This window comes from Mycobacterium sp. (assembly GCF_050701675.1).
Classification (GTDB): Bacteria; Actinomycetota; Actinomycetes; order Mycobacteriales; family Mycobacteriaceae; genus Mycobacterium.
In genome coordinates this window covers 1-13,657 of sequence record NZ_JBOGDD010000774.1, presented here as the reverse complement: position 1 = coordinate 13,657, position 13,657 = coordinate 1, and the positions used below count along the sequence as shown (strand labels likewise).

Below are 13,657 nucleotides of genomic sequence, written 5' to 3'. Positions count from 1 at the left end.
GATGTACTCGTAGGCCGCGTGCCCCGCGACGGCGGACAGCTCGCCCCACGCGAGGTCGTCGGGCAGTAGAGCCAGATCGATGACGTTGATCCGGCCTGGCGTGAATTCGGCGTCGGAGACCCGTTCGATGACAACGATTCGCGGTTCGAGGCCCAACGCACCGGCAGCCAGCCGCAGGCGCGTGGCATCGCCCACGACGACGGGGCGGCACCATCCCGCGACTCGTGGATCCAGCATGGCGGGGACGACGACCTCGGGTCCGATGCCGGCACCGTCACCCATCGTCACGGCAACGTAGGGAAGGTTCTTCGTCATGGGATGTGCCTCACTGTTGTTGGAGCGCAGGTAGCTAGCGATCGTCGCTAGTGAACGGCGGTCACCGAAGCTGCCCGGTCGGGTCACCACGATTCGACCGTCCGGAGTGACGGAAGCGATGGCGCCCCGGTGTATCTCGGCGATGGGTTCCATCCGCGAAACGCCGAGTCGGTCGAGGACGGCCCTGGCCGTCTCACCACCGGTCAGCACCAGAGCCGTTGACTCGTCGATGATGTCGGCGGCGACGTCCGCGAGGGCGTGTACCAGGCGGTGCGCGTTCTCGGGGGCGACCGCACCCTCGATGGCAATGGCAATGGCGATGGCCTCGCGGGCTCCCGGTCCCGCGGCGCGCCCGGCCAGCAGATCAGCGGAGTCGACGCGGGCGACGGCGACGCCGGCGGATTCGAGCTCGCGCAGCTGTGCGGACGTACCCGAATCGGCGGTTCCAACGACCATGACCGTGCGGGATGATGCAGCGGTCGAGCTCGTGGCCAGACCGCGAGGCATCGTCCTCGCAATGGCGGCGGTCAGCGCGGCCGTACCGATCAGGATGGTCTCCGAAGTCTCGCCGGCGACAACGTGATCCAGGTCCGCCTCCGAGGCGACGTCGACGATGCGGACACCGGGTGCGTGCCCGGCGGCATCGGCGATGCTGTGCGGCGGCAGTACGCTCTCCGCTCTCCAGAGATCGGTCTGGGCCAGGGGGACTCCATCGACGAGAACCACTCCCCCCTTCACCGTTCGCCCAAGGGCGGGATTGCCTGCGGCGATGACGACTGGTCGCCCGGTGGCCACTGCGGCACGAACCGTCGCTGCGACGTGGCCGCGAAGAAGCGAATCGATCTTGATGATCACCCTCACGTCACGAGCGCTCGAAAGCGCCTGCGCCACTGATTTTTCCGCGTCGTTGTCGGAAAGCCGGCGGGTGTGCAGATCGATCACCGTGACCGGACGGCTCGCGACGCCGTCGCGCAGGAGTACCTCGACACCGGAGCCCCGCCCGATGAAACCGGCCGCGGCTTCGGCCGCACCGGACACGTCGTCGGCGAGCACCAGCACGTTGCGCTGGTCCGCTCCGTCGGTACCGGTTCTCGTCACGTCAGATTCCCCATCAAATTGCGCATTACGTGCGACTACCATAGCAAATATGCGCGTTTCGCGCAGTAATTCACGGTGTACGAATTCACAGCGACGTCCCCGCGCACTGCACCAGCGCCTGGCCAGTGATGCTGCGGGCGTCTTGGCTCAGCAGGAAGGCCACCGTGCCCGCGATCTCCACGGGTTCGATGAACCGGCCGAGCGGGGGCACCCGTGGCGGCGTGGCGCTGCGGCCCGGATCGGTGAGCATCGGGGTCGACGTGGGCCCCGGCGCCACGACGTTGACGGTGATGGCCCTGCCGACCAATTCGAGTGCCCACGACCGGGCCATCGCCAGCTGCGCGGCCTTCGTGGCGGCGTACTGACTCTTGCCCGCCACTCCGGTCATCGTCCTCGAGCCCACCAGCACGATGCGCCCGCCGTCGACGACGTCACCGATGAGTGCGTTGACCAGTTCCTCGGCGGCCCCGACGTGCACCTCCCACATCGCCTGGCCGTCCGCGGACGACAACTCGCCCAGTCGTGCCGAGCGTTGCAGTCCGGCCGCGTGCACGATCGCATCGAGTGGACCGAGCCCCGACACGGCAGACCGGATACCGGTCAGGTCGCTGAGATCGCACTCCCGCCAGGCGAATGTCTCGTCACCGAAATCGGGTTTGCGCCTGGACAATCCGATCACCGACCAGCCGTCGTCGAGCAGTCGCGCGGCGACGGCCGCACCGATGCCGGAGCTGACGCCGGTGACGAGCGCACGTCGCGACGTCACGGTGTCGACCCACCCTGCACCCACGACGAGTCGACGCGGACGTATTCGATGGCTTGGCGGAATCGGGTGAAGACGATGTGCAGCGCTCCGTCGGCCGATGCGGTGATGCTGGGGTAGGAGTATTCGCGGTTCAGTCCGTCGCGGGAGTTGTTGGTCAGGCAGTACCCGTCGCCGGTCTCCAGGTCGCGCAGCGTCGGCCAGGTCAGCCCGCGGTCATGCGAGATGGCCAAAGTCATCGGAGCACGAGGGGCGCCCCAGAATGCCGACCGGCCGTCGCCGTCATCGATGGGTCCCTGGACCGCGGTCTCGGCGGTTTCCGCCAACCCGTCGTCATCGATCTCGTCGTAAAGCGACGTGCGTCGCTCAGTCGCGTCGAGAGCGCTGGAGTTGTTGAACACCAGGGCCATTCGATCGTCGGGCAGAACCACGAACTGGATCGAGGAGTTGTTGTTCGGCAGCTCGGTGGCCACCGGAGCCGACCACGTCTCGCCATCGTCGAGCGAGACGCTGCGGTAGATGAAGTCGGCCCACCGGCTCCGGTACAGCGCGACCAGCGTTCCGTCCGACAGTCGGCCGACGTTCATGTGGACGCACCCGATGCTGTCGGGAACCACCACCTCGCGCCAGGTCTGACCGTCGTCGGAGATGATCACGCCGCTGTAGTCGCGGTCGCCTACCCATTTGCGGCCGGGAACGCGCACGCAGTGGAACACCGGAAGCAGCAGCCGACCGGATCGCAGAACGCTGATGGGCTGTCGGACGAAGACCCCGCCGGCGTCACTTTCGGGGACCAACACGTGCGTCGGCCCCCAGGTCTGGCCGCCGTCGCCGGAGATTCGGCGCAGCACGCGGGCCGTGTCCTGATTCCCGGCGTGCTGCGAGGTCCACAGCAGCCATACGCGTCGATCGTCGGCGACGTAGAGCACCGGGTTCTGTTCCGAGCGGTTCGGGTCATCGGAGAGTTGGACCGGTGCCGACCACTGGTCCGATCCCGGCGTCAGGGTGGAGAACCAGACGCTGATGTCGGGAACGCCCTCCTGAGTTCCTGCGAACCAGACGCAGCCAAGCGAACCATCGGGCAGGACAGCGAGATTCGCCGCGTGATTCTGCACCTGCGGCGCGGGCAGGAGCGCATCGGATCGCCCGCTCAGCCCACCCGAGCGCACGACGCCATCGGCGTCTCCGAGCAGGGTGGTGGCTGTTCGTTCGGTCATGCTGCGCTCCGGATCTGCGGCCGCCTGGGAGTTACGCACGCAGGGTGGCCGCGCTGAGGTCGTAGGAATTGGTGGGACGCAGCCCGACGTCGCCGAATCTGTCCCTGCGCGCCAGGACGACCTTCGGGACGAACGACCACATCATCGGGCAGGTCTCCCAGATCATGCGCTGGGCGTCGGCCAGCAGCACCGTGCGCCGGGCGGGATCGGTGTCCTCAGAGGCGCGCGTGATGGCCTCGGTGACTTCGGGGAAGACATAGCCGTGGTAGGTGTCGCGGGTGGCTTCCTTGGCCGCGGTGCCCGCGTACATGCCCTGCATGATGGTGATGCCGAGGCCGGTGGGACCGGGGAACCCGTTGCCGAGCACGTCCCAGTCGCCCGCCTTGCCCTGACGCCAGCTCAAGATGTCCCCGCCTGGCTCGAACTGCTGCAGCTTCGGGCGCACCCCCACCGCGGAGAGCATCTGGACCACGGCTTCCATGATGTCGGTGTCGGCGACGAATTCCCCGCTCTCCCAGATGATCTTGAGATCGAGGTCCTTCACTCCGAGCGCGTCGAGCTCAGCGCGGGCGCGGGGCGGGTCGTAGACGTATTCGCCTGTCTCGATCGCGCCGGTGAGGGTCATGGGGATGACGCCCTTGGACGCGGTGGCCGAGCCCTGCATCACTTCGTCGATCAGCGACTTGCCGTCGATCGCGTACGTCAGTGCGCGACGCACCCGCTTGTCGGCGAGCGGATGGCCCGGCGGTTTGCGGAAGTTGTAGAACAGCTGGTTGAGCCGCACCCCGTCGACGCGGTCGATCGTGACTCCCGACAGCCCGTCGAGCTGGTCCGCGGAATCCGGGGACACGGAGTCGGCGACGTCGATCTGCCCGCTGCGCAGTGCCACCACCCGGTTGGATTCGTCGGGGACGAAGCGGACTGCAACGGTGTCGATACTGGGCGCCTGGCCCCAGTACTTCGGGTTCTTCACGAGTGTGTAGTCGCCGGTTCCGCGGTTACTGGCGGTGACGACGTAGGGACCCGACCCGACCCCGGACTGCAGCTCCTCGGGACGGTTGTCGGCTGCCGGAGTGATCAGGATGTTCGTCATCAGATAGTCGAGGACCGGGACCGGGCGCACGGTGTTCAGCGTGAAGCTGGACTCGTCGATCTGGTCGACCGTCGGCCACTCGGGAAAGAACGCACCGACGAAGGACCCATTGACCTGGCTGTACATCTTCATCGCGGTGACGACGTCCTGAACCCGAACCGGCCTGCCATCGGAGTAGATGGTCCCTGGCCGCAGGTGCACGTACCACTGGGTGGGCGTGGTCATCTCGAACTTGTCCGCGAGCACCAGCTGCGGCTTGAGGTGTTGATCCAAGGTGATCAGCGACTCGCGCACGGCGCGTTGCACCGTGAGTGCGGCGTCGAACTGATTGAGTTTGTTGTCGAGACTCACCACCGACCGGTTCAGCGCAAGGCTGGCCGTGCGCGGCCCTGGCGTGCCGGTCGGAGTGGCGCAGGCCGCGATCGAGCCGAGCGAAAGCCCGGCACCGAGAGCCAGGCTGGAGCGCAATAGCGTCCTTCTCGAAAACCGTTGTTGCAAAGGAGGCTTGGCCATCATCGACCTCTCGACGAGTAGGTGCCGACAATTGTTGGGCGGCTCAGATCGCCGGCCCGCAGCCGGCTCGGTGTGATCGCGAACACAGCGGCCAGAGTACGCAGACTTGCATGTAATGCGCAATATGCAAGTCCCACTTGCGCGAATCACGCACCGATGGCATTGTGAGCTGGGTTACAAGGACGCCGCGCCCCAGCGGCCCAGATCAGCACTGACGGTTGGTGGACAATTGACACAGCAACTCGCCGAACCCGACATCCTCGGCCCGCCCCGTGGGGCACCCATGGGCAGGAGGGCAGTGCGCCGGTCCTCGCTGCCGCTCTACGTCGGCAAGCGACTCGCGCAGAGCGTCCTCACCCTATTCCTCACGCTCAGCACCGTTTTCGTGTTGATCCGGATGGCGCCAGGCGACCCTGCCTACTCGATGGCTGGTCCACTGGCCACCAGCGAAGACCTCGCCAAGATCCGTTCCGCCATGGGCTTGGATCAATCGATATTCACGCAGTACCTGCTCTACCTCAAGGGCGTGCTGCAGCTCGATCTCGGGACGTCGTACTCGTTTCAGGCGCCTGCACTCGACGTGGTGCTCGGACGCTTGCCGTACACGATCACGCTGGCCATCGCCGCCATCGTGCTCACCACCGTGGTCGCCATTCCCCTTGGGACCTGGATGGCCCGGCACGCCGACACTCGCCGCGAGCTCGCCACCAACGTCGTCACGATCGCCGGGCAGTCGATGCCCGACTTCTGGACCGGCTTGATGCTGCTGACCGTCTTCGCGGTCCTCATCCCGGTCCTTCCGTCCGCCGGTTTCACGCAGTGGTCCTCACTCATCCTTCCCGCGGTCACCGTTGCGGTGCTCCAGGTCGCGTTGATCTCCCGGATGGTCCGACGGGAGATGGTCAGTTCGTTCCTGGCGCCCTATATGACCGTTGCCCGCGCCCGTGGGCTCACGCAGCGCGAACTCACGTGGCGCTACGCCATGCGCAACTCCGCGATTCCCGTGCTCACCGCGCTCGGGACGCGGTTCGCCTCGATGCTCAACGGCGTCGTCGTCGTCGAGGTGGTGTTCGCATGGCCCGGCGTCGGATCGCTGGTGGTGCGGGCCCTGGAAACCCGCGACTATCCGCTGATCCAGGCCACCGTGCTGATCACCGCGGTTCTGGCGATCCTCGTCCAGCTGCTCGTCGATCTCTGCTACCCGCTTCTAGATCCGCGGGTACGGCTCGGAAAGGGTACGAACTGATGACCACCGTCACCGACCACACCGAGCGGCCGAGTGCGGTCACCGCCGGGGACATCGTCCGCGCTGGGGTGACCCGCCGTGCTCGCGACAGTCGGCTCAAGATCTGGGTGGGCAGCGTCTGTGCGCTCGCGGTGATCCTGCCGGTTGCCTTCGCCCGGGTGCTACCGCTCCCATCGCCGGACGCCACCGATCTAGGCCTGCGGCGGCTTCCACCGCTCACCGATGGACATCTCTTCGGAACCGACCAACTGGGCCGCGATCTGCTGGCCCGGGTCCTCTTCGGCGGCCAGGTATCGCTGACCATCGGGGTTCTCGCGATCATCGTCTCGGGACTCATCGGACTGACCCTTGGCTCGCTCGCGGGATATCTCGGAGGATGGGTGGACACTGCGGTCAGCCGCCTGCTGGAAGCCCAGCTCTCGCTTCCCCTGCTGATGATGCTGCTGCTCGTCGTTGCACTGTTCGGCCCCTCCATTCCCGTCATCACCTTCGTCATCGCCATCGCCCAATGGCCCGAGATCGCCCGCATCACACGGTCATTGGTACTGGTCGAACGCGAAAAGCCCTACATCGCCGCGGCCCGCATCCTCGGGCTCGGAAAGTTCGCGACCCTGTTCCGTCACATCCTGCCCAACATCATCAAGGCGGCCTCGCTGGTAGTCCTGCTGCTGCTGGCCCAGGCCGTCCTGCTCGAGAGCGCGTTGAGCTATCTCGGCGCCGGCCCGCAGCGGCCGTTCGCCACCTGGGGCCGGATCATCTCCGACGGCCAGGACTACATCACCACCTCGTGGTGGCTGGTCACCATGCCCGGCCTGGTCATCGTCCTGCTCGTGGTCGGAGTGAACCTGCTCGGCGACGGTTTGCGGGACCGCCCCGCCGGATCGAGCCTGCGGGGATTCCTGAACAGATTCCGTCCGAACAGAGCTGGAGCGTGACGTGGGAAACCTTCTGAAAGTCGACGAGTTGCAGATCGAGCTCGTCACCGCCACCGGCGTCATCCGGGCGGTCGACGGAGTCTCCTTCTCCATCGAGGCCGGACAGACGGTCACCATCATCGGCGAATCCGGATCGGGTAAGTCCACCACCGCGATGGGGATTCTCGGGCTGCTGGCCGACGACCTGGCGGTGCTCTCCGGATCCGTGCGATTCAAGGACCGTGAAATCCTCGGCAACCCAAAGGCTCTCGCCGAGATCCGCGGCAAGCACATCGCGTTGATCCCACAGGATCCGATGACGGCCCTGAGCCCGGTCCACACCGTCGGAAGCCAGCTTCGAGAAGCCGTGCGCCACAGCGGGGTACGCGGCAAGTCCGCAGAGACCGCCCGGGCGATCGAACTGTTGGAGCAGGTCCGCATCCCCGACCCGGCCACTCAACTCGCGAAGTATCCCCATCAGCTGTCCGGTGGCATGCTGCAGCGCGTGCTGATCGCCAGTGCGTTGGCCGCGGGCCCCGAACTGATCATCGCCGACGAACCAACCAGTGCGCTCGACGTCACCGTGCAGGCCAGCATCCTCGATCTGCTGCTCGAACTGCAGGAGCGCACCGGGATCGGCATGCTCGTCATCACCCACGACCTCGGAGTCGCCCGGCTGATGTCCGACCGCATCTACGTGATGCGCAACGGCGCCTTCGTCGAGAACGGGGACGCCGAGGACCTGGTGCGTCGCCCGCAGAACGCCTACACCAAGAAGCTGCTCGACGCCGTCCCCGTGCTGGGCCCGTGGAGTGCGGCAACAGCGAAAGCAGGAGTCCCGGCATGAGCCAGACAGCCTTGTCCGTCGAAGACCTCGTCGTCGAATATCCCGTTGCCACCGGGATGTTCCGTGCCGTCGACTCTGTGAGCTTCAGCGTGGAGCGCGGCGCGACGGTGGCCATCGTCGGCGAATCCGGATGCGGCAAGTCCACCATTGCCAAGGCCATCGTCCGGCTGTTGACCCCCACCTCCGGGCGCATCGTCGTCGACGGCACCGACATCGCCCAGCTCTCGGAGAAGGCGTTGCGCCCGTTCCGCTCTCGCGTGCAGATGGTCTTCCAGGACCCCTACGGATCCCTCGACCCGCATCTGAGCGCCGTCGACATCGTCGGCGAGCCACTCCGGCTGCAGGGGGTGCGCGACAAACGCCAGCGGGCGCAGAAGGCGGCGGAACTGATGGACCGGGTCGGTCTGCCCACGTCCGCTCTGCATCGCAGGCCCGCCGAATTCTCGGGTGGGCAACGCCAGCGCATCGGCATCGCCCGCGCGCTCGCCAGCGGACCCGAGATCCTGGTCTGCGACGAGGCGACGAGTGCGCTCGACGTATCCGTCCAGGCTCAGGTGCTCGACCTGCTGCGCGAGATTCAGCACGACACCGGCCTGACCTACGTCTTCATCTCCCACAATCTCGGCGTGGTGCGCGAGATCAGCGCGACCGTAGCCGTGATGTCCAAGGGCACGATCGTCGAAATGGGCGCCACCGCAGATGTTCTGGCCCACCCGCGTGAGCCGTACACGCAAGCGCTGCGAGCCGCCGCGCTCGACCCGACCGCGATGGTCGGCATCAAACCCCGCCACCTCATGTCCCAACGCCCGACGGCGAAGCAACCCGCAGGAGCCGCGTCGTGACCACACCCGACACCTTCACGCCCGACGTCGTCACGCCGATGGTGCTCGGCACCATGACCTTCGGCGACACCGTCGACATCGACGGGGCGAGCGCGTTACTCGAGGCAGCACTCGATGCCGGCATCACGCACATCGACACCGCCAACGGGTACGCCGCCGGGGAGGCCGAGTGCATCCTCGGGAAGCTGCTGGCCGACAAACGCGACGCAGTCACCATCGCCACCAAGGCCGGCATGTACGCCGGTGACACCGACGGCAACTCCCCGCTGTCGCCAGAGGGTCTGCGGCTCAGCGTCGACGCCAGCCTCTCGCGGCTCGGCACGGATCACGTCGACCTGCTCTACCTGCACCAGCCCGATCGCGCTGCGTCCCTGGAGGATACGCTGGCGACCGTCGCCGCCCTGGTCGCCGATGGCAAGGTCGGCCACCTCGGGGTCTCGAACTTCGCGGCCTGGCAGATCGGCGAAGTCGTCCACGTCGCCGACCGCGTCGGCGCTCCCAGACCCATCGTTGCCCAGCAGCTGTACAACCTGCTCGCCCGGCGCATCGAAGACGAATACGCCGAGTACGCCGCGGTCACCGGGCTCACCACCATGGTCTACAACCCGCTCGGCGGCGGCCTGCTCACCGGTAGACACCAGTTCGCCGAGGCACCCACCGAAGGCCGCTTCGGCGACTCCCGGCTAGCCGGGATGTACCGCGAGAGGTACTGGAACACACAGATATTCGATGCGATCGCCGCCCTGGCACGTGTCGCCGAGCAAGCCGGACTGCCCATGACCGAACTCGCTCTGCGCTGGTTGCGCGCCAAACCCGCGACCGGGCCGATCCTGCTCGGCGGATCGAAGACATCTCACCTGAAGGCCAATATCGAAGCGCTGTCACGCGGACCGCTTCCCGACGACCTGGTCGCGGCGTGCGATGCCGTGGGCACCGCCCTGCATGGGACGATGCCCGCCTACAACCGATAGGAGTTCGTTTCCATGTCCAGCAATGACTTCGCCGCCCGGCTTCGAAACCGTGAGCGGGTCCTGGGGTACTGGTCGGTGATCGACAGTCCCGTCTCCACCGAGTGGCTCGCCCACATCGGTTGGGATTACCTCGCACTCGACCTGCAGCACGGCCTCATCGGCTACGAAGGCATGCTGCGCGGGCTGACCGCGATCGACTCCGCCCACGGGCCGGCTGGCCTCGTCCGCGTCGAGGCCAACGACGCCACCCCCATCGGGCGGGCACTCGATGCCGGTGCCACCGGAGTCATCGTGCCGCTCATCGACACCGCGGAGGACGCCGCCCTGGCCGTCGCCGCCAGCCGGTACCCACCCACCGGAATCCGGTCCTACGGCCCGATGCGGTCGCAGCTGCGCATCGGGCCCACCCCTGCCGACGCCGACCGCGACACCGTCGTCATCGCGATGATCGAAACCCCGCTCGGACTGGAGAACGTCGAGGCCATCTGTGCGGTACCCGGACTCGACGGCGTCTACGTGGGGCCCTCGGATCTCAGGCTTGCCGTCGGTGGCGCATCTCCCAGCGACGTGTCCGTCGACGGCCAGTTCGAAGCGGCCGTCACCCGAGTCCGGCAGGCCGCCGCAGCGGCCGGGATCGCCGCCGGGATCCACACCCCCGCCGGCGAGATCGCGGCCCGCCGCCTGAACGAGGGCTACACGTTCGCGACGGTGGCATCAGACCTCACCCACCTCAAGGCCGCATCGGCCGCGCACTTGAAGGCCGCACTGGAGACCTAGGGCAGCTACCCGAGGACACCCATCGACGGAATGCCGAACGACATCAGCGTCGTCGTGAGCAGAAACCAGCCTGCGCCCTGCCAGATGGGCCACATGCGGTGGGCACGCCAGTCGCGATAGGTCTTGACGAAGGCGCCCAGCGCACCGACGAAGAGAACACCGGGGGTGGCGAAGGCCCATCGAAGATCGTGTTGGTCGCCAAGGACGTACACCGTGAAGGCGACGGCTGCCACCGCGATGACGGCCACGACGTAGCGGACCGCGGCGCGGACCGCGCGGGGGTCGTGCCACCGCTTCTCGACGTCATCGGCATCGCCCACGCACGTCGGCTTCCCTTTGCCCGAGCTCTCAAACGCGTTTGCTTGCTCGACGGTGCGGGTAAACCGGGGGGGTCTGACACGTCGCGTGGCGAGGAGGGAGTTCGGGCATGGTCACCGAAACCAACACTGCGGGCGCCGACCAGCATCCTGCCGGGGCGTCGCGCATCCAAACGAAGGTCAACTGGGCGCTGGCCCTGCTCACCGCCGTCGGCGCTGCCGCGCTCGTCGTGTTCGCCTATGGCCTGGCTCTCGGAACCTCCGGATGCACCGATCAGAGCTGTCCCCACTTGGGGTCGGCTGATGCCGTGTTCGGGCCGGTGGTCTACGGCGCACCCGTCGTCGCGCTCCTTGCGATAGGTGCGTCGTTCGTCACCGCCCGTCGGCGCGGGGGCTGGGTGGTGCCTGCCATTGCGTGGATTCTGTTGATCGCCGGCGCCGTGTTACTCACCGGATTCATGCGGTAGGAGGACGTCACCCCGCTACCGCTACCGGCTTGCGCAGAATCGCCGCCGCGGACCGTATCTCCTCGGTGATGGCGTGGACCATCGGGCTGTCCAACTTCCAGCACTGCCAGAACAACGGCACGTCGAGGTGCACGTCGGCGATCCTGATGAGCGAGCCGGCCGCCAGTTCGGCCGCGGCGAGTTGCTGCGGAAACATGCCCCAGCCCAGCCCCGCCCGGACAGCCGCCGCGAATCCCTCGGCCGTCGGCACGTAGTGAACCGGTCTGGCAAGCGCACGGCGAAATACCTTGCGCAAGAACCTGTCCTGCAGGGCATCTTCGTGATTCCACGCCAGGGTCGGTGCGCGTCCCGCGGAACCTGCGGTGAAGCCGTCCAACAGGTACCGCTGGACATAGGCGCCGGAGGCGACGGGCACGTACCGCATCACTCCCAACGACTGCACCCGGCAGCCGGATACCGGTGTCCGCTCCGTGGTCACCGCTCCCATGACTGCGCCCTCGCGCAAGAGACGTGCCGAGTGGTCCTGGTCCTCGATCCGGATGTCGAAGAGCACTCCCGGTAACCGTCCGAGCACCGACGTGAACCACGTCGACATCGAGTCTGCGTTGACCGCAAGCGCGACCCTGGTCTGGCCCTCCGGTCCCCCGCCACCCGTCTCCGCGAGCGCCTCGGCCTCCAACATCGCCGCCTGTGCGGCCATCCGCAACAGCGGTATTCCAGCTGCCGTTGCCCGACAAGGCCTTTCCCGGACGACGAGCACCTGGCCCACCCGCGTCTCGAGCGCCTTGACCCGTTGGCTGATGGCCGAGGGCGTCACGTGCAGCCTCGCCGCCGCGGCATCGAAGGCACCCAGTTCGACGACGGCGACGAAGGCCGCAAGCTGTTGGGCATCCAGGCTCACATAAGCCAGTCTAATGCGAGTGAAGGGACCTTAGGTGTTCTGCATCGATGCCGAGCCCAAGACGTTGGCCCTGGTTGACCGCCAGCCGCCGGTCGAAGGATGCCTTCACCGCCGAGGCGTCGAACGCGGTGCCGGCGTGGAATTTCACGCCCTACCGCGCACACAGACGGCCGACCGCCTAATGGCAGAAGTCAGACGAAAACTGGCCGCAAAGAGCGACGCGAGGGGTCTCTTTTGCATCAACAATGGGGGCATGAGCGATCTCGATGAAGCCAAGCAGCACCAGCAGAATCTGAAGATTGGATCCGTCATCTTCGACGACATGGATCAGATCGATTTCACCGGCCCCTTCGAAGTGCTCGCATCGCTGAGCAACGTCACGTACACCACATACGGGCTATCACTACAATCCGTCCGTGATTGTCACGGACTGAGACTCCTACCCGATGGCATACTCGAAGACGCACCACAGTTGGATGTTCTGCACGTTCCTGGTGGGCCCGGTCAGCAAGCCTACATGGAAGACCAACGGCTCCTGAATTGGCTGCAACAGCAGGCATCTGGTGCTCGATGCGTGTTGTCGGTGTGCACCGGCGCGCTGTTGCTGGGTGCCGCAGGGCTGCTGCACGGACGGCGCGCAACCACACACTGGGCATCACTCGACATCCTTCCGATCTTCGGTGCAACGTCCGTCACCGAGCGCGTGGTCACCGATGGTAGCTTCGTGTTTGCCGCGGGTGTCACTGCTGGTATCGATGCAGCCCTGATGGTCGCGGCTGAACTGCGGGGGCTCGACGAAGCCCAAGCGGTCCAACTCTCCATCGAGTACGCACCCGAGCCACCGTTCTCTAGCGGCACACCCGAAACTGCGCCCCCGCACGTCCTGCAAGCGGTCGCCACCCGGGGCAGGCCACTACTCGAGCGTCGGCTCCAGACCGCTCGACGTATCGTGGCCAGCAGCTGAGCCTGGGCACCCACCGCATCAGCTTGTCCCGTCTCGCGCTGAGCAAGCGTCGAGGCGAGTCCACGATGGCGCGATCGGTGTTGGTGCAGCCGACTCGCCGCATGGTGAGCCTGCCGCACCCCTTCGATGCTGATGCCGTCTACACCCAGACTCTGCGCCTTTGCTGCATGATGCACCGAGGAGCGCCCCGGGACCGCCGCGCCATGGCGATTCGTCCGGCAGCAGCGTGCACCGCGATCGGGTCGACTTTCGCGATTACCTGCGTGCTCATCCGGAAGGAGCCAGGTGCTGTGGGGACTCAAACAAGAGTTAGCCGGTCACCTGATCGGAGATCGGCAGCGCTATTTCGTCGCGCTCGTTGAGGAGATCCTCGATCGTGCCCCGGTGGGCGTGAGACGCACAGGACGATGAT

General features: G+C 66.6%; 14 protein-coding genes. 8 read left to right on the top strand and 6 right to left on the bottom strand.

Going from position 1 to position 13,657, the window contains the following annotated elements; genetic code table 11:
- From ACRDUX_RS23740 to ACRDUX_RS23725, 4 genes are all read right to left on the bottom strand, one after another.
- The coding region (locus ACRDUX_RS23740; protein ID WP_526417110.1) for a four-carbon acid sugar kinase family protein at positions 1-1,413 on the bottom strand (1,413 nt) is incomplete at its 3' end.
- 85 nt (positions 1,414-1,498) lie between these two features.
- On the bottom strand, positions 1,499-2,179 hold the full coding sequence (locus ACRDUX_RS23735; RefSeq protein WP_526417108.1) for an SDR family NAD(P)-dependent oxidoreductase: 681 nt from the start codon (positions 2,177-2,179) through the stop codon (positions 1,499-1,501).
- The gene (locus tag ACRDUX_RS23730) at positions 2,176-3,393 is read right to left on the bottom strand and encodes a sialidase family protein (RefSeq protein ID WP_526417106.1); all 1,218 of its coding nucleotides are present in this window, start codon (positions 3,391-3,393) and stop codon (positions 2,176-2,178) included. Before ACRDUX_RS23730 ends, ACRDUX_RS23735 begins: the two co-directional genes overlap by 4 nt.
- A 31-nt stretch (positions 3,394-3,424) precedes the next feature.
- On the bottom strand, positions 3,425-4,999 hold the full coding sequence (locus ACRDUX_RS23725; protein WP_526417104.1) for an ABC transporter substrate-binding protein: 1,575 nt from the start codon (positions 4,997-4,999) through the stop codon (positions 3,425-3,427).
- Between the two features lie 283 nt (positions 5,000-5,282).
- On the opposite strand from ACRDUX_RS23725, the gene ACRDUX_RS23720 reads away from it, so the two are divergent.
- The 6 genes from ACRDUX_RS23720 to ACRDUX_RS23695 are packed head-to-tail and all read left to right on the top strand — an operon-like array spanning position 5,283 to position 10,596.
- Positions 5,283-6,245, top strand: coding sequence for an ABC transporter permease (locus ACRDUX_RS23720; protein ID WP_526417112.1), 963 nt, complete (start codon positions 5,283-5,285; stop codon positions 6,243-6,245).
- On the top strand, positions 6,245-7,180 hold the full coding sequence (locus ACRDUX_RS23715; protein ID WP_526417103.1) for an ABC transporter permease: 936 nt from the start codon (positions 6,245-6,247) through the stop codon (positions 7,178-7,180). The genes ACRDUX_RS23720 and ACRDUX_RS23715 overlap by 1 nt, the downstream gene beginning before the upstream one ends.
- A gap of 1 nt (position 7,181) precedes the next feature.
- Positions 7,182-8,006 (top strand): ABC transporter ATP-binding protein, encoded by an 825-nt coding sequence (locus ACRDUX_RS23710; protein ID WP_526417102.1) that lies wholly within the window; start codon positions 7,182-7,184, stop codon positions 8,004-8,006.
- Entirely contained in the window at positions 8,003-8,848 is an 846-nt protein-coding gene (locus ACRDUX_RS23705) for an ATP-binding cassette domain-containing protein (RefSeq protein ID WP_526417100.1), read from the top strand. Before ACRDUX_RS23710 ends, ACRDUX_RS23705 begins: the two co-directional genes overlap by 4 nt.
- Positions 8,845-9,819: an aldo/keto reductase gene (locus ACRDUX_RS23700; RefSeq protein ID WP_526417098.1), complete on the top strand. Its 975-nt coding sequence runs from the start codon at positions 8,845-8,847 to the stop codon at positions 9,817-9,819. The genes ACRDUX_RS23705 and ACRDUX_RS23700 overlap by 4 nt, the downstream gene beginning before the upstream one ends.
- 12 nt (positions 9,820-9,831) lie before the next feature.
- On the top strand, positions 9,832-10,596 hold the full coding sequence (locus ACRDUX_RS23695) for an HpcH/HpaI aldolase family protein (protein ID WP_526417096.1): 765 nt from the start codon (positions 9,832-9,834) through the stop codon (positions 10,594-10,596).
- A 5-nt stretch (positions 10,597-10,601) separates the two neighbouring features.
- On the opposite strand, the gene ACRDUX_RS23690 is transcribed toward ACRDUX_RS23695, so the two are convergent.
- A complete protein-coding gene (locus ACRDUX_RS23690) occupies positions 10,602-10,916 on the bottom strand; it encodes a hypothetical protein (protein WP_526417094.1) in 315 nt (104 codons plus the stop codon).
- A gap of 107 nt (positions 10,917-11,023) precedes the next feature.
- Between ACRDUX_RS23690 and ACRDUX_RS23685 the strand changes: the two genes are divergently transcribed.
- On the top strand, positions 11,024-11,380 hold the full coding sequence (locus tag ACRDUX_RS23685) for a hypothetical protein (protein WP_526417092.1): 357 nt from the start codon (positions 11,024-11,026) through the stop codon (positions 11,378-11,380).
- A 7-nt stretch (positions 11,381-11,387) separates the two neighbouring features.
- On the opposite strand, the gene ACRDUX_RS23680 is transcribed toward ACRDUX_RS23685, so the two are convergent.
- Positions 11,388-12,281 (bottom strand): ArgP/LysG family DNA-binding transcriptional regulator, encoded by an 894-nt coding sequence (locus ACRDUX_RS23680; protein WP_526417090.1) that lies wholly within the window; start codon positions 12,279-12,281, stop codon positions 11,388-11,390.
- 253 nt (positions 12,282-12,534) lie between these two features.
- On the opposite strand from ACRDUX_RS23680, the gene ACRDUX_RS23675 reads away from it, so the two are divergent.
- Positions 12,535-13,245, top strand: coding sequence for a DJ-1/PfpI family protein (locus ACRDUX_RS23675; RefSeq protein ID WP_526417088.1), 711 nt, complete (start codon positions 12,535-12,537; stop codon positions 13,243-13,245).
- Positions 13,246-13,657: the final 412 nt, after the last annotated feature.

Excerpts from the sequence above, each read along its gene's own strand:
- ACRDUX_RS23730 (WP_526417106.1), bottom strand. The coding sequence starts at position 3,393 with ATGACCGAACGAACAGCCACCACCCTGCTCGGAGACGCCGATGGCGTC.
- ACRDUX_RS23725 (WP_526417104.1), bottom strand. The coding sequence starts at position 4,999 with ATGGCCAAGCCTCCTTTGCAACAACGGTTTTCGAGAAGGACGCTATTG.
- ACRDUX_RS23720 (WP_526417112.1), top strand. The coding sequence starts at position 5,283 with ATGGGCAGGAGGGCAGTGCGCCGGTCCTCGCTGCCGCTCTACGTCGGC.
- ACRDUX_RS23715 (WP_526417103.1), top strand. The coding sequence starts at position 6,245 with ATGACCACCGTCACCGACCACACCGAGCGGCCGAGTGCGGTCACCGCC.
- ACRDUX_RS23705 (WP_526417100.1), top strand. The coding sequence starts at position 8,003 with ATGAGCCAGACAGCCTTGTCCGTCGAAGACCTCGTCGTCGAATATCCC.
- ACRDUX_RS23695 (WP_526417096.1), top strand. The coding sequence starts at position 9,832 with ATGTCCAGCAATGACTTCGCCGCCCGGCTTCGAAACCGTGAGCGGGTC.
- ACRDUX_RS23685 (WP_526417092.1), top strand. The coding sequence starts at position 11,024 with ATGGTCACCGAAACCAACACTGCGGGCGCCGACCAGCATCCTGCCGGG.
- ACRDUX_RS23675 (WP_526417088.1), top strand. The coding sequence starts at position 12,535 with ATGAGCGATCTCGATGAAGCCAAGCAGCACCAGCAGAATCTGAAGATT.